Source organism: Ottowia beijingensis, assembly GCF_042680925.1.
In the GTDB taxonomy this organism is placed as follows: Bacteria; Pseudomonadota; Gammaproteobacteria; order Burkholderiales; family Burkholderiaceae_C; genus Ottowia; species Ottowia beijingensis.
Genome location: NZ_JBHUEP010000005.1, coordinates 1 through 19,032 on the forward strand (window position 1 = coordinate 1; position 19,032 = coordinate 19,032).

At 67.2% G+C, this 19,032-nt stretch carries 22 protein-coding genes; 13 read left to right on the plus strand and 9 right to left on the minus strand.

Annotated elements, in window-relative coordinates; all coding sequences use genetic code 11:
* Nucleotides 1-113: 113 nt before the first annotated feature.
* The 4 genes from ACFSCU_RS03385 to lipB form a co-directional block, all read right to left on the minus strand.
* The gene (locus tag ACFSCU_RS03385) at nucleotides 114-1,127 is read right to left on the minus strand and encodes an AraC family transcriptional regulator (RefSeq protein ID WP_180550538.1); all 1,014 of its coding nucleotides are present in this window, start codon (nucleotides 1,125-1,127) and stop codon (nucleotides 114-116) included.
* A gap of 38 nt (nucleotides 1,128-1,165) precedes the next feature.
* Nucleotides 1,166-2,353, minus strand: coding sequence for a serine hydrolase domain-containing protein (locus tag ACFSCU_RS03390; protein ID WP_377559916.1), 1,188 nt, complete (start codon nucleotides 2,351-2,353; stop codon nucleotides 1,166-1,168).
* Nucleotides 2,354-2,677: 324 nt separating this feature from the next.
* Nucleotides 2,678-3,691 (minus strand): lipoyl synthase, encoded by a 1,014-nt coding sequence (gene lipA, locus ACFSCU_RS03395; RefSeq protein WP_180550539.1) that lies wholly within the window; start codon nucleotides 3,689-3,691, stop codon nucleotides 2,678-2,680.
* Between the two features lie 86 nt (nucleotides 3,692-3,777).
* Nucleotides 3,778-4,470 carry a lipoyl(octanoyl) transferase LipB gene (lipB, locus tag ACFSCU_RS03400; protein WP_180550540.1) on the minus strand — a complete coding sequence of 231 codons (693 nt, stop codon included), beginning with the start codon at nucleotides 4,468-4,470 and terminating at the stop codon, nucleotides 3,778-3,780.
* Between the two features lie 25 nt (nucleotides 4,471-4,495).
* Between lipB and ACFSCU_RS03405 the strand changes: the two genes are divergently transcribed.
* From ACFSCU_RS03405 to ACFSCU_RS03415, 3 genes are all read left to right on the plus strand, one after another.
* On the plus strand, nucleotides 4,496-5,008 hold the full coding sequence (locus ACFSCU_RS03405; RefSeq protein WP_180550541.1) for an O-acetyl-ADP-ribose deacetylase: 513 nt from the start codon (nucleotides 4,496-4,498) through the stop codon (nucleotides 5,006-5,008).
* Nucleotides 5,009-5,120: 112 nt separating this feature from the next.
* A complete protein-coding gene (locus ACFSCU_RS03410; protein ID WP_377559918.1) occupies nucleotides 5,121-6,011 on the plus strand; it encodes a DMT family transporter in 891 nt (296 codons plus the stop codon).
* A gap of 236 nt (nucleotides 6,012-6,247) precedes the next feature.
* Nucleotides 6,248-6,931 carry a hypothetical protein gene (locus ACFSCU_RS03415; protein ID WP_377559920.1) on the plus strand — a complete coding sequence of 228 codons (684 nt, stop codon included), beginning with the start codon at nucleotides 6,248-6,250 and terminating at the stop codon, nucleotides 6,929-6,931.
* Nucleotides 6,932-7,207: 276 nt separating this feature from the next.
* Here ACFSCU_RS03415 and ACFSCU_RS03420 read toward each other — a convergent pair whose 3' ends face one another.
* The gene (locus tag ACFSCU_RS03420) at nucleotides 7,208-7,519 is read right to left on the minus strand and encodes a YbeD family protein (protein ID WP_377559921.1); all 312 of its coding nucleotides are present in this window, start codon (nucleotides 7,517-7,519) and stop codon (nucleotides 7,208-7,210) included.
* Nucleotides 7,516-8,424 (minus strand): aminotransferase class IV, encoded by a 909-nt coding sequence (locus tag ACFSCU_RS03425; protein WP_180550545.1) that lies wholly within the window; start codon nucleotides 8,422-8,424, stop codon nucleotides 7,516-7,518. Before ACFSCU_RS03425 ends, ACFSCU_RS03420 begins: the two co-directional genes overlap by 4 nt.
* Nucleotides 8,425-8,593: 169 nt before the next feature.
* Here ACFSCU_RS03425 and ACFSCU_RS03430 point away from each other — a divergent pair, with 169 nt between their 5' ends.
* The 10 genes from ACFSCU_RS03430 (at nucleotide 8,594) to ACFSCU_RS03475 (ending at nucleotide 16,715) form a co-directional block, all read left to right on the plus strand.
* Entirely contained in the window at nucleotides 8,594-9,109 is a 516-nt protein-coding gene (locus ACFSCU_RS03430) for an ATP synthase subunit I (RefSeq protein ID WP_333705293.1), read from the plus strand.
* Between the two features lie 18 nt (nucleotides 9,110-9,127).
* Nucleotides 9,128-10,015: a F0F1 ATP synthase subunit A gene (gene atpB / locus ACFSCU_RS03435; RefSeq protein WP_377559922.1), complete on the plus strand. Its 888-nt coding sequence runs from the start codon at nucleotides 9,128-9,130 to the stop codon at nucleotides 10,013-10,015.
* Between the two features lie 57 nt (nucleotides 10,016-10,072).
* Entirely contained in the window at nucleotides 10,073-10,321 is a 249-nt protein-coding gene (gene atpE, locus ACFSCU_RS03440; RefSeq protein ID WP_028603996.1) for a F0F1 ATP synthase subunit C, read from the plus strand.
* A 36-nt stretch (nucleotides 10,322-10,357) separates the two neighbouring features.
* Nucleotides 10,358-10,828 carry a F0F1 ATP synthase subunit B gene (locus tag ACFSCU_RS03445; protein ID WP_180550546.1) on the plus strand — a complete coding sequence of 157 codons (471 nt, stop codon included), beginning with the start codon at nucleotides 10,358-10,360 and terminating at the stop codon, nucleotides 10,826-10,828.
* A 31-nt stretch (nucleotides 10,829-10,859) separates the two neighbouring features.
* Nucleotides 10,860-11,390 carry a F0F1 ATP synthase subunit delta gene (locus ACFSCU_RS03450; protein WP_180550547.1) on the plus strand — a complete coding sequence of 177 codons (531 nt, stop codon included), beginning with the start codon at nucleotides 10,860-10,862 and terminating at the stop codon, nucleotides 11,388-11,390.
* Between the two features lie 49 nt (nucleotides 11,391-11,439).
* Nucleotides 11,440-12,999 (plus strand): F0F1 ATP synthase subunit alpha, encoded by a 1,560-nt coding sequence (gene atpA / locus ACFSCU_RS03455; protein WP_180550548.1) that lies wholly within the window; start codon nucleotides 11,440-11,442, stop codon nucleotides 12,997-12,999.
* Between the two features lie 26 nt (nucleotides 13,000-13,025).
* On the plus strand, nucleotides 13,026-13,904 hold the full coding sequence (atpG, locus tag ACFSCU_RS03460) for a F0F1 ATP synthase subunit gamma (protein WP_180550549.1): 879 nt from the start codon (nucleotides 13,026-13,028) through the stop codon (nucleotides 13,902-13,904).
* A gap of 39 nt (nucleotides 13,905-13,943) precedes the next feature.
* On the plus strand, nucleotides 13,944-15,371 hold the full coding sequence (gene atpD / locus ACFSCU_RS03465; RefSeq protein ID WP_180550550.1) for a F0F1 ATP synthase subunit beta: 1,428 nt from the start codon (nucleotides 13,944-13,946) through the stop codon (nucleotides 15,369-15,371).
* A gap of 176 nt (nucleotides 15,372-15,547) precedes the next feature.
* A complete protein-coding gene (locus ACFSCU_RS03470; RefSeq protein WP_180550551.1) occupies nucleotides 15,548-15,967 on the plus strand; it encodes a F0F1 ATP synthase subunit epsilon in 420 nt (139 codons plus the stop codon).
* Between the two features lie 130 nt (nucleotides 15,968-16,097).
* Entirely contained in the window at nucleotides 16,098-16,715 is a 618-nt protein-coding gene (locus ACFSCU_RS03475) for a cyclic nucleotide-binding domain-containing protein (protein ID WP_180550552.1), read from the plus strand.
* A 21-nt stretch (nucleotides 16,716-16,736) separates the two neighbouring features.
* Here ACFSCU_RS03475 and ACFSCU_RS03480 read toward each other — a convergent pair whose 3' ends face one another.
* From ACFSCU_RS03480 to ACFSCU_RS03490, 3 genes are read right to left on the minus strand one after another with little or no spacing between them, the layout of a single operon-like run.
* Nucleotides 16,737-17,276, minus strand: coding sequence for a TPM domain-containing protein (locus tag ACFSCU_RS03480; RefSeq protein ID WP_377560257.1), 540 nt, complete (start codon nucleotides 17,274-17,276; stop codon nucleotides 16,737-16,739).
* A gap of 2 nt (nucleotides 17,277-17,278) precedes the next feature.
* Nucleotides 17,279-18,220, minus strand: a complete 942-nt coding sequence (locus ACFSCU_RS03485; RefSeq protein WP_377559924.1) for a TPM domain-containing protein — start codon at nucleotides 18,218-18,220, stop codon at nucleotides 17,279-17,281.
* Between the two features lie 46 nt (nucleotides 18,221-18,266).
* Complete coding sequence (locus ACFSCU_RS03490; RefSeq protein WP_180550553.1) at nucleotides 18,267-18,887, minus strand: LemA family protein; 621 nt, start codon at nucleotides 18,885-18,887, stop codon at nucleotides 18,267-18,269.
* Between the last annotated feature and the right edge of the window lie 145 nt (nucleotides 18,888-19,032).

Genomic DNA, 19,032 nt, shown 5'->3' on the forward strand with positions numbered 1-19,032 from the left:
TTCGGGCACACAAGGGCAATGCCGTACTCGTTTGTGGCTCTACTACGGTGAAATATCCGGGCTAGAGCCCGTTTTCTTTTGACAGTCATTCGCCGCGGCAGCGCCGCCGGGCGTCAAGCGCGGCGATTCAGTGTTTCAGAAGGCGACTCGCCGAACCGCTGGCGGTAGTTGGCCGCGAAGATGCCCAGCTGCGCGTAGCCCCAGGCCTCGGCCACGTCGCGCACGCGCGCGCCGGGCCGCGCCGCCAGCAGGTCTGCGCGCACGCCAGCCAGGCGCGCGTCGCGCAGCGCCTGCATCGGCGTGCATTGGCGGTATTCGCGAAACGCGGCGTTGAGCGTGCGCACGCTGACACCCGCATGGCTGGCCAGCGCGCTCAGCGTGGGCGCCTCGCGCGCGCGGTCGCGAATGTGCTGCTCGGCCATCAGCACGTGGCGCGGCGCCAGGCTGTGCAGCGTGGGCGATGTGGGCACGTCCAGCTGCTGGCGCCATTGCGTCAGCAGGTGCACGCCGATCATTTCCTCCAGGTGGCGCCCCAGCGGGCCGTGCTGCACCGCGTCGGGCATCTCGGTGATGCAGCGGCAGACGTAGCCCAGCAGCTGCATCCAGCTGGATTGCGCGCCGCCAAAGCGGTAGGCGCGCGCCCACATGCGTTCATCGGCGGGGCAGCCGAACCAGCGCTGGTGCAGCGCGGCCATGGCGTCGTGGCGAAACGTCAGGTTGACCTGCAGGTGCCGGGCGTCGGCGTCCAGGCGGTAGTGCGCGCGCGAAAGATCGACCAGGTACGAATCGCCCACGCCGGTGTCGGCGTGCGTGCGGCCGCTGGACCAGTGCCGCACCGCGCCTTGCAGCGTGGTCAGCACCAGGCCAATGCCGGCGCCTTCGTCAAAGCCGCTCAGGTGCACCGGCACGCCGTAGCTGAACCGGCTGAGCGTGAGCTGCCCGATCTGCATGGCGTCCAGCACCGCGTTGGGCTGGCGCGCCGGGCCGGCGGGCTTTGCGTCGTACGGCAGGTAGATCTGCCGGCACCAGTGTTGCACCTCGTCCCAGTCGGTGGACGCCACCAGCCGGTGGCGCTGCGAGGGCGCGCCATCGGCGCTGGTGATCAGCACATCGCGCATCGCTTGCATACCGGCACGCTCCTTGGGGCGCCGCGCGGTGCTGCGGCTCAGCGATGATGGTAAACGGTGGTTTCGAACTCGACAAAGCCGGGGTACGACACCGCGTCCTGGAACGGCAGGATCTGCGTGGCCCAGTAGCCGCCGATGCCGCTGGCGCGGTCGATCCAATAGTAGCAGTTGGCCAGGCCCGCCCACATCAACGAGCCCGCTGCGCGGCCGGACGGCGTGCGCTCGCGGTTGGTGAGGAAGGTGTACGCCCAGCCCTTGGGCGAGCCCGGGAAGAATTCGCCGGTGTTGCTGAGCGAGGGGATCGAGGTCGTCCACCCGCCGGTCGACAGGCCCATGGGCGCCAGGCCGTCGCGGCTCATCGCCTGCACCGTCTCGGGCTTGAGCACGCGGCCGTGCGGGCCGGCGCCGTCGTTCAGCATCATGCGGATGAACTTCATGTATTCGCCCACCGTGGCGTACAGGCCGTGGCCGCCCATGTCCATGGGGGGCGGATCGGGCAGCGCCAGCACGGGCAGCGGCGTCAGCTTGCCGTCGGCCGCGCGGTCGTGGATGGTCACGCGGCGGCTGCGCATGGATTCGGTCATGCCGAAGCCGATGTCCTTCATGCCCAGCGGGCCGAAGATCCGCTCGGCCATCATCGCGCCCAGGCGTTGGCCGCGCTGCTGCTCGACTATGCGGCCCAGCCAGTCGATGTTGGGCCCGTAAGTCCAGGCGGCGCCCGGCTCATGCACCAGCACGGTACGGATGTAGGCAAAGTCGCAGCCCACCACCGTCGGGATGCCCTTGGCCGTGCGGTAGGCCAGGTCGTCGGCGCTAAAAAACTCATACGCCAGGCCCGAGGTGTGCAGCATCAGGTCGTTGACGGTGATCGCGCGCTTGGGCGGGCGGGTGCGGGGTTGGCCGGCGGCGTCAAAGCCGTCCAGCACCTGCAGCTCGTCGATCTCGGGCACGTAGCGGCCGGCGGGGTCGTCCAGGCGGATCTTGCCTTCTTCCACCAGCTGCATCACGCATGCGCCGGTCAGCGCCTTGGTGGTCGAGAAGATGGCGAACACCGCGTCGGTGGTCATGGGCTGGTCCTGGCCCAGCTCGCGCGTGCCGGCCGCGCCTTCGTAGAAGTTGCCGTCGCGGTCGGTGACCATGGCGACGACGCCGGGTACGCCGCCGTGGCGCTGGGTGGTCTGGGTGAGCAGCGCGTCCAGCGCAGACGTGATGGTGCCTTGTGGCATGTCTTTGTCTCCTGTTTTTGGTGTGGTTTCGCGCCGCCCGGCGGCCCGGCGTCCGACGCGCCTTCACTCTAGGGCTGGCTGCGGCGTGGCGCTGTCTGGAACTGGCGCGGCAATGTCTCTGGCTGGCAGGAATCGTGGTGACGTACAAGGGGGGCCATGGCGGCCCGGCGGCTGGCGCTGGCCACGCGAGCGCCAGCGCGGCGCGTGCATGTGCGCCAAAGTCATCACCTCAAGAAGACCGCCCCAAGCGGCGGCCGAAGCGGCCGGCGCGACCCACGCACCGCCCGTGCACGGACGACGCGGGGCAACTGGCGCGCCGCGCCGTCAGACGCCGGCAGCCTGTGCCTGCTTGTCGGCGTGATAGCTCGACCGCACCATCGCGCCCACGGCCGCGTGGGTGAAGCCCATGGCGTACGCCTCGCGCTCGAACATCTTGAAGGTGTCGGGGTGCACGTAGCGCTTGACCGACAGGTGCGCGTTGCTGGGCGCCAGGTACTGGCCGATGGTCAGCATGTCGACGCCGTGCGCGCGCAGGTCGCGCATCACGTCCAGAATCTCTTCGTCGGTTTCGCCCAGGCCCACCATCAGGCCGCTCTTGGTCGGCACGCCCGGGTGCAGGGCTTTGAATTTCTTCAGCAGGTTCAGGCTGAAGGCGTAGTCGCTGCCCGGGCGCGCTTCCTTGTACAGGCGCGGCACCGTCTCGAGGTTGTGGTTCATAACGTCGGGCGGCGCGGCTTTCAAAATCTCCAGCGCGCGGTCGTCGCGGCCGCGGAAGTCGGGCGTCAGGATCTCGATCTGCGTCTGCGGCGAACGCGCGCGCGTTTCGCGGATGCAGTCGACAAAGTGCTGGCTGCCGCCGTCGCGCAGGTCGTCGCGGTCGACGCTGGTGATGACCACGTACTTCAGCTTGAGCTGCGCGATGGTGCCCGCCAGATTGACCGGCTCGTTCACATCCAGCGGGTCGGGTCGGCCGTGGCCCACGTCGCAGAACGGGCAGCGGCGCGTGCACTTGTCGCCCATGATCATGAAGGTGGCCGTGCCGTGGCCAAAGCACTCGCCGATGTTGGGGCAGCTGGCCTCTTCGCACACCGTCACCAGCTTGTTCTGGCGCAGGATGTCCTTGATCTCGTAGAAGCGTGTGGTGCTGCTGCCGGCCTTGACGCGGATCCAATCGGGCTTCTTCAGCGCCGGGCCGTCGTTCTGCACCTTGATGGGAATGCGCGAGAGCTTGGCGCCGGCCTTCTGCTTGGCGGTGGCGTCGTAGGTTTCGGCGGGCTGGTGTTCGCGCACGACGGGGGCGTCGGGGCCGATGGTGGTGTTCGAGGTTGTGGAGGGCATCAATCGCGGCCAAGGCCGCTCCTACACCAAGCAGGGCGCGCCATCGCTGTAGGAGCGGCCTTGGCCGCGATGGCGCTCGGGTTCGATCACACCGCCAGCAAGCGGGTCAACTGTGCGGCCAACTGCTGCGCGGCCTCGTCCCACGTGGCGGAAACGCCGATTGTAGAAAGGTCCACCGTCTGCAAACCCGCATAGCCGCAGGGGTTGATGCGCTGGTAGGGAGATAGGTCCATGGCCACGTTCAGCGCCACGCCGTGATACGTCCGGTGGTTGCTGACCTTGATGCCCAGCGCGGCGATCTTGCCCAGGCCGCTGAAGTCGGGCTGCGGCGCCGGGCTGCCGGGCTCGCGCCGCTGCGGGCGCTGGGGCAGCACGGCGTGGCTGAAGGGGTCATCCAGCCGCACGTACATGCCCGGCGCGCCCGCCACGCGGTGGCCGGTGACGCCGAAGTGCGCCAGCGTGCGGATCACCGCCTCCTCCAACCGGTGCACGTATTCCTTGACGAAGTAGCTGCGCGCCTTCAGGTCGATCAGCGGATACGCTACCACCTGCCCCGGCCCGTGGTAAGTCACCTGCCCGCCGCGATCCGTGGGCACCACCGGGATGTCGCCCGGCATCAGCACATGCTCGGGCTTGCCCGCCAGGCCGAGCGTGAAGACTGGCGGATGCTCGCAAATCCATAGCTGCTCGCGCTCGCCGGGCAAGCGCTGGGCCACGAAATCCTTCATGGCGTCGAAGGTGGGCGCGTAATCCACGCGGCCGAGCAAGCGGACATCCATGCGGCGAGTGTGACACCATCGCCCCATGACCACCTTGCGCGCCGTGCAGGCCGACATCACCACGCTGGCGGTGGATGCCATCGTGAACGCCGCCAACTCCAGCCTGCTGGGCGGCGGCGGGGTGGACGGGGCGATCCACCGTGCGGCGGGGCCGGAGCTGCTGGCCGAATGCCGCGCGCTGGGCGGTTGCCCGACGGGCGAGGCCAAGACGACGCGCGGCTACCGGCTGCCGGCGCAGTGGGTGATCCACACGGTGGGGCCGGTGTGGCACGGCGGCGATCAGGGCGAGCCGGCGCTGCTGGCGTCGTGCTACCGCCGCTCGGTGGAGGAGGCGGTGCGCGTGGGGGCGCGCAGCATCGCGTTTCCGGCCATCAGCACCGGGGTGTATGGCTACCCGAAGGCGCCGGCGGCGCAGGTGGCGGTGGCAGCGGTGCGCGCGGCCCTGGCAGCGCACGCAGGCGCCATCGACGAGGTGGTGTTCTGCTGCTTCAGCGCGGACGATTTGCACACCCTGCAAGCGGCGCTGCAGCCGGGGTGATTGCTCTTATTGATGTAGCTGTTCGCGCTCGTCCGACGGGCGCTGTGGCCATATTTCATGTATATCCTGCGGCAGACCCGGCGCCATGTGCCGCGATCCGCCTGCCAACGTCGTGAACCCCCGTCTGCATTCCCCCGCCAGGCTGCTGCTGGCCGTCGGCACGCTGCTGGGTCTGTACTTTCCGCTGGGCAAGCTGGCGCGGCTGGGTGGGGTGCCGCCGCTGTTGTGGGCGGCGCTGATTTCGCTGGGCGCCAGCGCGGTGCTGGGGGCGTGGCTGCTGCTGCGGCGCCGGGCGCTGGTGTGGGATGCGCAGCACCTGCGCTACTTCGTGGTCACGGCGCTGGTGTCGTACGCGGTGCCCAACGTGCTGGTGCTGAGCGTGATCACGCACCTGGGCAGCGGCGCCACGGCCATGCTGTTCACGCTGTCGCCGCTGCTGACGGCGCTGCTGTCTGCCCTGGCCGGGCTGCGTGCGCCGGCACGGCTGGAATACGCGGGCATCGCCATCGGCTTTGCCGGCGCGCTGCTGGTGGCGCTGGCGCGTGGCGAGGCCGGGCGGCCGGCCGACTGGCTGTGGGTGGGGCTGGGGCTGCTGGTGCCCGTGCTGCTGGCCATCGGCAACGTGTACCGCAGCCTGGACTGGCCGCCGCGCGCCGACCCCACCTGGCTGGCGGTGGGCAGCCACGGGGTGGCAGCGGCGCTGCTGCTGGCGGCGGGCGCGGTGACGGGGGCGTTCAGCGGCCTGCCGGCGCTGGCCGCGCTGCCGGGCATCAGCGCCTTGCAGGTGGCGGCGGCGGTGGCGATGTTTCCGCTGTTCTTCCGCCTGCAGCACGCGGGCGGGCCGGTGCTGCTGAGCCAGATCGGCACCGTGTCGGCGGGCGTCGGCGTGCTGATCGGCGCGGGGCTGATGGGCGAGCGCTACCCGGCGCAGGTGTGGTGGGGCACGGGCCTGATCGCGGTCGGCATCGGCCTGACGGTGCAGGCGCGGCGCCGTGGTGATTGATGGGAAAGCTATCGGCTTGAAGATGCGCTGGATTTTTTGAACGCAAAAGAACGCCGAGACTTGGCAAAAGGCGCAGAACAAGCGGGCGAAAACCTGGCGCGCGCTTTCACCAGCGATGGTGGCCATCTTCGGTGATGGCCGGCAGATGATGCTTGTGCGTCTTCTGCGCTGCCTTGGCGATTTCTGCGTTCAAGGGTTTTTCAAGTTGTGTTCTTTCGAGTCAACAAAGGAACTGAATGCTATCGATAAAGAAGCTGCCCGCGCTTTCTGGACGGGCGCTGAAGCGGGTTTTTGTTCGGATTCAAGGGGCGGCGCCGGCGGGCTTGCTGGGGCTGGCACTGGTGGCCTGCGAATCCAGCCCGCCGACCGATTCCGTGGTGGCCGCCGCCGCGTCGGCACCGGCCGCGGCGGCCAGCACGGCGGCTGCCGCGCTGCCGCAGCGGCCCGCGCCGCTGGGTGCGGCATCGGTGCCCGAGCCGCCGGCGTCGCGCGCCTCGGCCCCGCCGCCGGCGCGCACCGAAAGCCACGGCTACGCGCTGCACTGGCAGCGGCCGCCGGTGCGCGCCGAGGGCGATGGCGTGACGGTGGTGCCGCAAGGCTGGGGCCGCGGGGTGCGGCTGGTGGTGACGTCCAGCGCCGGCGTCGGCCAGGTGGAGGTGCGGCCGGTGCGCGGCGTGTGGCCGCACCGGGTGCAGGTGGAGTTCGAGTACGCGGCCGGGCGCCCCTTCGATGTGCTGGAGGGCGTGCGTTTTCAGGTGGTCAATCCGGCGCACACGGCGGGCGACGAGGTGCCGCCCCTGCCGCCGGATGGCTTCAGCATCTGGCAGCGCGACAGCCGCTTCTGGGTAGCGCTGCCCGAGGGCTGGCTGGAGCGCCAGCAGACGCTGCGCATCGGCTGGGTGGATCGGTATCGCCGCTGAGGCTGCGCTGGGGGCAGCGCTGTGCGCGGGATGGCCGGGCGCCGGCAGTGGGGGGTGCGCAGGCTCAGCGGTCAGAACAGGTGCGGCACAAAAACAAGCGATAGTGATTTGACGCCGTTTTACGGTATTGAATAGATAGCTGCTTGCGCTTGGTAATCGGGCGCTAGAGCCCTATTCAGTACTTGAAAAAAATAAGCAAAGTCCCCCCCCTTGTTTCCCCCTTCTGGCGCGCAGGGGCTCGGCCCCGCTGCCTCGATCAGCGCCCCGTCGCCCCCGTCACAGCACCCACTTGGCCATTGGGTGCGTGCTGAGCGTGCGGTACAGCTCGTCGAGCTGCTCGCGGCTGGTGGCCAGCACGGTGAGCGTGACGCCCAGGTACTTGCCGCCGCCGCTTTCGCGCAGCTCCACGGTGGCGGCGTCGAACGTGGGGTCGAACTGCTTGGCGATGTGCGTCATGGCGATGACGAAGCCGTTCTCGTTCACGCCGACGACCTTGATCGGGAAGCGCGAGGGGTATTCGATCAGCGATTCGCGCTGCTCGGGCGTCAGCTCGATCGGGGGCTGAGGGGGCTGGGTGGGTTCGGTCATGCGGTGAACAGCGCCTGCTTGGCGCGCTGGTAGGCGGCGTAAAGCCGCTGGGTGATGGGGCCGGGCCGGCCGTTGCCGACGGGCTGGCCGTCGAGCGTGGTGATGGGCAGCACCTCCTTGGTGGCCGACGACAGCATCAGCTCGTCGGCGGCCAGCACCTCGGCGCGCGGGATGCGGCGCAGCTCGAAGCCGATGCCCTCTTGCGCGCACAGCTCCTCGATGGCGCCGTAGCGGATGCCTTCGAGCACCAGGTGGTCCTTGGGCGGGCCCATCACGACGCCGTTCTTCACCACCCAGACGTTGCTGGCGGCGGCTTCGCTCAAAAAACCGTCGCGGAACATCACAGTCTCCAGCGCGCCCTGCTCGTAGCTGATCTGCCGCGCGAACACCGCGCCCAGCAGGCTGATGGACTTCAGGTGCGCCTTCTTCCAGCGGAAGTCGTCGGCTGTGACGCAAGGCACGCCCTGCGCGCGCTGCTCGGGCGTGGGCGGCTTCATTGGCAGGCAGGTGGCGAACACGGTGGGCGTCAGGCCCGGCAGCATGGGGTGGTCGCGCAGCGCCACGCCGCGCGTGACCTGGAAGTAGTAGAACCAGTCGAGCACGCTGTCGCGCTCGGGGTGCGCGGCGATCAGGTCGAGCGCGATCTGCCGCCATTCGGCGTGCGTGTGCGGGTTGGGGATGCGCGTTTCCGCAAGCCCGCGCTCCAGCCGTGCCATGTGCTGCTCGAAGCGGAACGGCTGCGGCGCGTGGCCCGGCTGGCCGTAGATGGAGATGCCCTCGTAGATGCCGTCGCCGAAGATGAAGCCGCGGTCCAGCGGGCTGATGCGCGCTTCGCGCAGCGTGGTGAGCTCGCCGTTCAGGTGGCAAGGCAGCGGCGGCAGGTGGGCGGCGGGGTCTGGGCTCATGGGGGTGTGCAATGGGTGGTGGCGGCGACCATTGTGGCCCAGCGCCTGCCCGTGCGCAGCAACGGCCGCGCACGCTTGTAGGACTGCGCGCCGCCTCATCAGGACTTCCCCCTATAATCAGAGGCTTTGCAGTCGCAGACAGACACACGTCAACTGCACGTAATCCGAGATGACCACAATCGCACCTGATCCGGCGCGGGTGGGGTCTGCTGAAGAGGCAGATGATGCCGCCGAGGACGGATTCAAGCCCTGGAGCGCCGAGCAGGCGCAACAATGGCGTGCGGCGAATCCGCCGCTGTCGCCCTGGCCGGTGGTCGGGGTGCAGGCAGCGGTGGGGCTGATGGCGGTGGCCGTGGCCTGGCTGGTATCGGCAGGGCAGCGGCCCCCGGTCTGGTCGGTGGCCTACGGCGCGCTGGCGGCATGGTTGCCCGCGGTGCTGTTTGCCCGCATGGTGGCCCGCCGGATGCGACGGCAAGCCAACGCCGGCAGCGCCCTGATGGCGCTGATGGTGGGGGAGGGGATCAAGATCGCGCTCACCGTGGCCCTGCTGCTGGCAGCGCCCAAGGTGCTGACGCAAGTGCATTGGCTGGCCTTGCTGGCCGGGTTTGTGGTGACGATCAAGGCGGCCTGGCTGGCCTTGTGGCTGATGTCGGCAAGGCGCCGCTCGGCAAAACGACAAGAGTGACGTAGGAACTGGTGACTTATGGCTGCTGAAACCGCTGCAAACGGACCAACCGCTGGGGCATACATCCAGCACCACCTGCATCACCTGCAGAAGAACTTCTCGTTCGAGACGGTCACGCAGAAGGACATCATCGACTTCAGCATCTTCAACCTGGACTCGGTGGTCTGGTCGATCTTGCTGGGCGCACTGGGCTGCTGGCTGCTGTGGCTGGGCGCGCGCAAGGCCACTTCGGGGGTGCCGGGGCGCTTGCAGGCCGCGGTCGAAATCATGTCCGAAATGGTCGAGAACCAGGCCAAGGGCGTGATCCACAACGCCAAGAGCCGCAAGCTGGTGTCGCCGCTGGCGCTCACCGTGTTCGTCTGGATCTTCCTGATGAACGCCATGGACCTGCTGCCGGTCGATCTGATTCCCACCATCTGGCACTCCGCCGGCCCGGCCATGGGCGAGCCCGATGTGATGCGCTTCCTGCCCACGGCCGATCTGTCCACCACGCTGGGCCTGTCGGTCAGTGTGCTGATCGTCTGTCTGGTCTACAACGTGAAGATGAAGGGTGCCGGCGGCTGGGCGCACGAGTTGGTCACTGCGCCGTTCGGAGCCAACCCGCTGCTGTGGCCCATCAACTTCCTGATGCAGATCATCGAATTCGTCGCCAAGACCGTCTCGCACGGCATGCGACTGTTCGGCAACATGTTTGCCGGCGAACTCGTCTTCATGCTGATCGCCCTGATGGGCGGCGTATGGGCCTGGCAGTTCAACCCCCTCTCGGGCGGTTTCTGGCTGGGTGTCGGGCACGTGATTGCGGGATCTGTGTGGGCGATCTTCCACATCCTGATCATTACGCTGCAGGCGTTCATCTTCATGATGCTGACGCTGATCTACGTGGGTCAGGCGCACGACGCGCACTGAGTTCCGCAATTTCCTTTTTTTCCTTCAACTTTCCCTTTCTTTTCTCTAGGAGCAATCATGGAAAACGTTCTCGGCCTCGTCGCTCTGGCTTGTGGTCTGATTGTCGGTCTGGGTGCCATCGGCGCGTCGATCGGTATCGCCCTGATGGGTGGCAAGTTCCTCGAGTCCTCCGCTCGCCAGCCCGAATTGATGAACGAACTGCAGACCAAGATGTTCGTTCTGGCCGGTCTGATCGACGCTGCGTTCCTGATCGGCGTCGCCATCGCCCTGCTGTTCGCCTTCGCCAACCCGTTCACCCTCGGTTAATCGGCGTAGCCTTTCGAGACTGAAAGGAGTCGAACCGTGAATATCAACGCGACCCTGTTCCTGCAGGCCGTTGTCTTCGCGATCCTGGTGTGGTTCACGATGAAGTTCGTGTGGCCGCCGATCACGAGGGCACTGGACGAGCGGGCTCAGAAAATCGCCGACGGGCTTGCTGCCGCCGACAAGGCCAGGACTGAACTCGCCGCTGCCAACCAGCGCGTCGAGGAACAGCTGGCCAGCTCGCGCAACGAGACCGCGGCCCGCCTGGCGGAAGCCGAGCGCCGTGCGCAGCAGATCATCGAGGAGGCCAAGGTGCGTGCCACCGAGGAAGCCAACAAGATCGTGGCGACGGCCAAGGCCGATGCCGAGCAGCAGGTGGTGCAGGCACGCGAAACCCTGCGCGAGCAGGTGGCTGCGCTGGCCGTCAAGGGCGCCGAGCAGATCCTGCGCAAGGAAGTCAACCCGACGGTGCATGCGGATCTGCTGTCCCGTCTGAAGACCGAGCTCTGATTCATCAGCGCTCGCTCAAAGGAAACGCTCCATGGCAGAACTCGCCACCATTGCAAGACCCTACGCCGAGGCCCTGTTCCAGGTGTCCCGTGCCGACCTGTCCGGCACGCAAGCCTGGCTGGACGGTTTGGCGAACGCGGCAGGCAACAACGAGTTGCTGCAGTTCGCGGCTAACCCCAAGGTCAACGCCAGCCAGGTGTTCCACATCGTCACCAGCGTGCTGAAGAACCCGCTGCCCGAGCGTGGCACCAACTTCCTGCGCACCGTGATCGACAACGAGCGACTGGCCGCGCTGCCCGAGGTGGCGCGCCAGTTCCGCCAGCTGGCCAACAGCGTGAGCGGCAGTTCCGACGCCCTGATCCAGAGCGCCTTCCCGATCGGGCAGGGCGAACTGGCTGAGCTGGTCGGCACGCTGGAGAAGCGCTTCGGCCGCAAGCTCGAGCCCACGGTGGAGGTTGATCCCTCGCTGATCGGCGGCGTGCGGGTGGTGGTTGACGACGAAGTGCTCGACACCTCGGTCAAGGCGCGCCTGGAACAAATGAAGATGGCCCTGACCGCCTGAACGTCAGGCCAGGCTCCTCGATAAAACCTCATAGGACAAGGAAAGAGTCATGCAACTCAATCCCGCAGAAATTTCAGAACTGATCAAGAGCCGCATCGAGGGCCTGGGTGTCAGCGCCGACGTGCGCAACCAGGGCACCGTGGTGTCGGTCACCGACGGCATCGTGCGCGTGCACGGCCTGTCCGATGCCATGCAGGGCGAGATGCTGGAGTTCCCGCCCTCGCCCGATGGCCAGCCGAGCTTCGGCCTGGCGCTGAACCTCGAGCGCGACTCCGTCGGCGCCGTGATTCTGGGCGAGTACGAGCACATTTCCGAAGGCGATACCGTCAAGTGCACGGGCCGCATTCTGGAAGTGCCCGTCGGCCCCGAGCTGATCGGCCGCGTGGTCAACGCCCTGGGCCAGCCGATCGACGGCAAGGGCCCCATCAATGCCAAGATGACCGACGTGATCGAGAAGGTCGCGCCGGGCGTGATTGCGCGCCAGTCGGTCAGCCAGCCGGTGCAGACCGGCCTCAAGGCCATCGACTCGATGGTGCCCGTGGGCCGCGGCCAGCGCGAGCTGATCATCGGCGACCGCCAGACCGGCAAGACCGCGGTGGCGATCGACACGATCATCAACCAGAAGGGTCAGAACATGACCTGCGTGTACGTCGCCATCGGCCAGAAGGCGTCGTCCATCAAGAACGTGGTGCGCGCCCTGGAGAAGGCCGGCGCCATGGACTACACCATCGTCGTTGCCGCCTCGGCCTCCGAGTCCGCCGCCATGCAGTACGTGGCCGCCTACTCGGGTTGCACCATGGGCGAGTACTTCCGCGACCGCGGCGAAGACGCCCTGATCATCTACGACGACCTGTCCAAGCAAGCCGTGGCGTATCGCCAGGTGTCGCTGCTGCTGCGCCGCCCGCCGGGCCGCGAAGCCTACCCTGGCGACGTGTTCTACCTGCACAGTCGCCTGCTGGAGCGCGCCGCGCGCGTGAACGCCGACTATGTCGAAGCCTTCACCAAGGGCGAAGTCAAGGGCAAGACCGGCTCGCTCACGGCCCTGCCGATCATCGAGACGCAGGCCGGCGACGTGTCCGCCTTCGTGCCGACCAACGTGATCTCGATCACCGACGGCCAGATCTTCCTGGAAACCAACCTCTTCAACGCCGGCATCCGTCCCGCCATCAACGCGGGTATCTCGGTGTCGCGCGTCGGTGGTGCGGCCCAGACCGACCTGATCAAGAAGCTGGCCGGCGGTATCCGTACCGACCTGGCGCAGTACCGTGAACTGGCCGCCTTCGCGCAGTTCGCGTCCGACCTGGACGCCGCCACCAAGAAGCAGCTGGACCGCGGTGCCCGTGTGACCGAGCTGCTGAAGCAGCCGCAGTACAGCCCGCTGCCCATCAGCCTGATGGGGGCCTCGCTGTTCGCCGTCAACAATGGCTACATGGACGACGTGGAAGTCAAGGACATCCTGCCGTTTGAGGCCGGCCTGCATGGCTATCTGAAGGACAAGCACGGCGATCTGCTGAGCAAGCTCGAGTCCGGCAAGGCCATCGACAAGGACAAGGATCTGGAAGCGGCCCTGAAGGCTGCGGTCGAAGCCTTCAAGAAGACCTTCGCCTGATCCTTTCACTGAAAGGACGATAAGCAATGGCAGTCGGCAAGGAAATTCGCGGCAAGATCAAATCGGTGGAAAACACCAAGAAGATCACCAAGGCCATGGAGATGGTGGCCGCGTCCAAGATGCGCAAGGCGCAGGATCGCATGCGCTCGGCCCGTCCCTACGCCGAGAAGGTGCGCAACATCGCCGCCCACCTCGGCGCGGCCAACCCCGAGTACGTGCACCCCTTCATGAAGTCGAACGACGTCAAGAAAACCGGCCTGATCGTGGTGACCACGGACAAGGGCCTGTGCGGCGGCATGAACACCAACGTGCTGCGCGCCGTCACCGCCAAGCTGCGTGAGCTGCAGGGCGAGGGCGTGCAGACGGAGACGGTGGCCATCGGCAACAAGGGGCTTGGCTTTCTGACGCGCGTCGGCGCCAAGGTGGTGTCGCAGGCCACGCAGTTGGGCGACACGCCGCACCTCGAAAAGCTGATCGGCCCCGTCAAGGTGCTGCTCGACCAGTACGAGAAGGGCGAGCTGAACGCGGTCTACATCGCCTACACCCGCTTCATCAACACCATGAAGCAGGAGTCGGTGATCGAGCAGCTGTTGCCCCTGTCGGCCGAGCAGATGCAGCAGGAAACGCGCGACAGCGGCAAGCAGCACTCCTGGGACTACCTGTACGAGCCGGATGCGCAGTCAGTCATCGACGACCTGCTGGTGCGCTACGTCGAGGCGCTGGCCTACCAGGCCGTGGCCGAGAACATGGCGTCCGAGCAGTCGGCGCGCATGGTGGCCATGAAGGCCGCCACCGACAACGCCGGCAACGTGATCAACGAACTGAAGCTGGTCTACAACAAGACCCGCCAAGCGGCGATCACCAAGGAACTGTCCGAGATCGTGGCGGGCGCTGCGGCGGTCTGACACCGATCACACCCGAATACAAGTATTGGAGCAAGACAAATGGCTCAAGAGAACATGACGAACACCAAGGGCGTTCAGGGAAAAATCGTTCAGTGCATCGGCGCCGTGGTCGACGTGGAGTTCCCGCGCGACCAGATGCCCAGGGTGTACGACGCGCTCAAGATGGAAGGCTCGGCGCTGACGCTGGAAGTGCAGCAGCAGCTGGGCGACGGCATCGTGCGCACCATTGCGCTGGGGTCAAGTGACGGCCTGCGCCGCGGCATGATGGTGACCAACACCGCAAACCCCATCACCGTGCCCGTGGGTCCCGCCACGCTGGGGCGCATCATGGACGTGCTGGGCAACCCGATCGACGAGCGCGGTCCGGTCGACCAGACCCAGACCGCTTCCATCCACCGCAAGGCGCCCACCTACGACGAGCTGTCGCCGTCGCAGGAATTGCTGGAAACCGGCATCAAGGTGATCGACCTGATCTGCCCGTTCGCCAAGGGCGGCAAGGTGGGCCTGTTCGGCGGTGCCGGCGTGGGCAAGACCGTGAACATGATGGAACTCATCAACAACATCGCCAAGGCGCACTCGGGCCTGTCGGTGTTCGCTGGCGTGGGTGAGCGTACCCGCGAGGGCAACGACTTCTACCACGAGATGGCCGAATCCGGCGTCGTGAACCTGGAGAACCTGGGCGAGTCGAAAGTGGCCATGGTGTACGGCCAGATGAACGAGCCGCCGGGCAACCGCCTGCGTGTGGCGCTGACGGGCCTGACCATCGCCGAATCCTTCCGTGACGAAGGCCGCGACGTGCTGTTCTTCGTCGACAACATCTACCGCTACACGCTGGCCGGTACCGAAGTGTCCGCGCTGCTGGGCCGCATGCCTTCCGCCGTGGGCTACCAGCCGACGCTGGCCGAGGAAATGGGCCGCCTGCAGGAGCGCATCACCTCCACCAAGGTGGGCTCCATCACGTCGATCCAGGCCGTGTATGTGCCGGCGGACGACCTGACCGACCCGTCGCCCGCCACCACCTTTGCCCACCTGGATTCGACCGTGGTGCTGTCGCGTGACATCGCGGCGCTGGGCATCTACCCCGCCGTGGACCCGCTGGACTCGACCAGCCGCCAGCTCGATCCGCTGGTGGTCGGCGAAGAACACTATGGCGTGGCCCGCCAGGTGCAGGGCACGCTGCAGCGCTACAAGGAACTGCGCGACATCATCGCCATTCTGGGCATGGACGAGCTGTCGCCGGAAGACAAGCTGGCCGTGGCCCGTGCGCGCAAGATCCAGCGTTTCCTGAGCCAGCCGTTCCACGTGGCCGAGGTGTTCACCGGCTCGCCCGGCAAGTACGTGTCGCTGAAGGACACGATCAACGGCTTCAAGATGATCGTGAACGGCGAGTGCGACCACATGCCCGAGCAGGCGTTCTACATGGTCGGCACCATCGACGAGGCCATCGAGAAGTCCAAGAAAGTCTGAAGTGACGCCCCCCCCTGAGTCGCTTAGCGCCTTCCCCCCAGAGGGGGGACGCCGCCAGTGGCCGGGCCAAACCCGCTCCACGGCGGCACGGACATGGTCTGCTCCGCGACCCTCGGATCGGGGAAGCGTGCCAGACATGCAGGTGTCGCGGCAGGGGTACAACGAGGAATAAAAGCATGGCCAATACCATTCATGTCGACGTGGTCAGCGCCGAGGAGTCGATCTTCTCGGGCGAGGCCACGTTCGTGGCACTGCCCGGTGAGGCCGGCGAACTGGGCATCTATCCGCGCCACACCCCATTGATCACGCGCATCAAGCCCGGTTCGGTGCGCATCACCAAGGCCAACGGCGAGGAAGAGTTCGTCTTCGTCGCCGGCGGCATTCTGGAAGTGCAGCCCAACCTGGTCACCGTGCTGTCCGACACCGCCATCCGCGGCAAGGACCTGGACGAGGCCAAGGCGGCCGATGCGCGCAAGCAGGCCGAGGAAGCCCTCAAGAACGCCAAGAGCGAGATCGACATGGCCCGTGCCACGTCGGAGCTGGCCATCCTGGCGGCCCAGATCGCCGCGCTGCGCAAGTATCGCCAGAAGCGCTGATCGAGAGACAGCCCATGCGCGCCGCATTCGACGCCGGCGCCGTACTTTCCAGGCCCGCCTCGTGCGGGCCTTGTTTTTTTGATAACTAATGCCTTTGGGCGACAGCCAGGCACTGCCTAAAATCCACACCATGTTTCTAGGCAAGGCCAAGGCGGGCGAAAACGTCCAGGTGAAGGCTGCGGCGCTGCTCATCACGTCGGGCGCGCTGGTCGAACTGAGCGCTGCCGACGCGCGCGAAGTGGTGGGCTACATGCGGCCCGAACTGGTGAAGGCCGGGCAGGTGGTGATTCGCGAAGGCGAATCCACCCGCAACGACTTCATGGCGCTGGTGCTGGATGGCGAGGTGACCGTGGAGAACTCCGTCGCCGCGGCGCACGACAGCATGGTGGTGTCGGTGCTGGGGCCGGGCAGTCTGATCGGCGACATGGGCATCATCGACGGCGGCCCGCGCTCGGCCACCTGTACCGCGTCGACCGATCTGGCGCTGGCCGTGCTCACGCGCGACTCGTTGACCCGTTTGATGGAGAACAAGCCCGGCGTGGCGGCGCGCCTGCTGCTGGCCATGTCCAAGCGCATTGCCGATCATCTGCGCGAAACCAACCGCAAGCTGATGACGTTCGCCCAGGTCAGCAAGGCCTTGCAGCAGGAGCTGGATGCCGCCCACGGCGTGAACAAGCGCCTGCTGGACCAGGTGGCTGCGCTCCAGGGCAAGCCGGTGATGGGCGCCCCCGGCGCCAACAAGCTCTGAAGAAGCGGAGCCCGCGCCGCGTCAGCGCAGCACCGGCTCGTCCGGCAACTGGTTGGGCTCGTCGCGCGACGCCTCGGGCGATTCGGGAAAGTGCGCCACCAGCACCGCCGAGACCTCCTCCAGCGCCTTGGTCAGCCCGTCCTCGAAGCGGCCCTCGTGCAGCGCGCCGCCCAGGCGCGTCACCATGGCTTGCCAGGCGCCCGGCGCCACCAGCCGGTTGACGCCGCGGTCGGCGACCAGCTCGATGGCGTGTTCGGCCAGCAGCAGGTAGATCAGCACGCCGTTGTTGTGCTCGGTGTCCCACACGCGCAGCTTGGAGAACTGCATCAGCGCCCGCTGCCGCACGATCTCGGTCATGGGGATGCGGTCGCGCAGGTGGCGCCACAGGTAGCTGGTGGGCAGCCCGCCCTCGACGCAGATGCGCACCTCGCCGGTGTGGCGCTGCTCGCTGGCGGCCACGCGGCGGCGCAATTGTTCGGCCAGCGCCGGGGGAATGGCGCGCGCGGCATCGGTGTGGTCGAGCCAGCGGTGGCGGATCAGGCGGGCGATGGTCTTGAACACGGTCACCACCCCCCGCTGGCGCCGCCGCCACCAAAATTGCCGCCGCCGCCAGAGCCGAAGCCACCCCCGAAGCCGCCGCCAAAACCGCCACCGCCGCCGCCCCAGCTGCCCCCCGAGGGCGGCGGGATCACCGGGCCGCCCCAGCCGCCCGAGCGCCCGCGCGAGCGCGGTTGCGGCAGGGCCGACACGATGCCGCTGAACAGCGCGAACACCAGCGCGATGACGCCGGCGATGATGGCCAGTGCCAGGCTGGCCGTGACCACGAACGCCAGCCCGCCCACGCCCGCGCCGGTGGCCAGCGCCCCCAGCTTGCGGCCGAAGATGCCACGCGCGAAGGCGTTGATCATCGGCATGGCGACGAACAGCAAAATGGCCAGCTCGAACAGGCCCAGCCCCAGGTCGCCCTGGCCGCTGCGCCCCTGCGGCTGCGTCACCGGCGGCAGCGCCTCGCCCCGCACCAGCGCGCCGATGCGGTCCACGCCGGCGTTCAGCCCGCCGGCGTAATCGCCGTTGCGGAAATGCGGCGTGATGGCCTCGTTGATGATGTGGCTGGCGGCGATGTCGGGCACCGCGCCTTCCAGCGTCTTGGCCACCTCGATGCGCACGCGCCGGTCCTGCACCGCCAGCAGCAGAATCAGGCCGTCGCCGACGTCCTTGCGGCCGATCTTCCAGGTGTTGCCGACGCGGTTGGCGAAGGCGGCGATGTCTTCCGGCGCCGTGGTCGGCACCACCAGCACCACCACCTGCGCGCCCTTGTCTTGCTCCAGCGCCGCCAGCTTGGCCTCCAGCGTGGCCTTCTGGGCCTCGTCCAGCGTGCCCGAGGTGTCGACGACGCGCGCGGTCAGCGGCGGCACCGGCACCAGTTGCTGGGCGTGGGCGGCGAGCGCCGAGAGCGCTATTAATAAAATAGCTATCAGGGCACGAAGGAAGGGCTTCAGAGGCACTTTTTATATGTAAACGATGGCCGCAGGCGAGCAAGGCCTGTGAGCGTCAGCGCGATGCCGCCGGGCCCGGACCAGTGGTGAAGTCCACGCGCGGCGCGGTGGAGATGGCGGCCTCGTTGGCCACGGTGAAGTTTTCCTTCGGCTTGTAGCCGAACACCATGCCCGTCAGGTTGGTCGGGAAGCTGCGTGCCAGCACGTTGTACTGCTGCACCGCCTCGATGTAGCGGTTGCGCGCCACGGCGATGCGGTTCTCGGTGCCTTCCAGCGCCACGCGCAGATCGGCGAAGGCCTTGTTGGCCTTCAAGTCGGGGTAGCGCTCCACCGTCACCATCAGGCGGCTCAGTGCGCTGGACAGCTCGCCCTGCGCGGCCTGGAATTGCCTGAAGGCTTCGGGGTTGTTCAGCGTTTCGGGCGTCACCTGGATGCTGGTGGCCCTGGCGCGGGCGTTGATCACCTGGTTGAGCGTGTCCTGCTCGAACTGGGCTTCGCCCTTGACGGTGTTGACCAGGTTGTCGATCAGGTCGGCGCGGCGCTGGTACTGGTTGACCACCTCGCTCCAGGCCGACTTGGTGGCTTCGTCCAGGCGCTGGAAGTCGTTGTAGCCGCAGCCGGTGAGCGACACGGCCATCGCCAGCACGGCGCCGATCTTGAGCAGCCAGCTTTTCATGGGAATTCCTCCGAACTCAGAGAGTGGTTTTGAACAGGCGCGGAAGTTAGCATGAAACGAATGCTTTGTTCTGTAGGCTGAGCGCTCGTTCTGCGCCCACCCCATGTTCGCGTGGTGTGCTGGCCACGCGGCACAATGCGGGGCT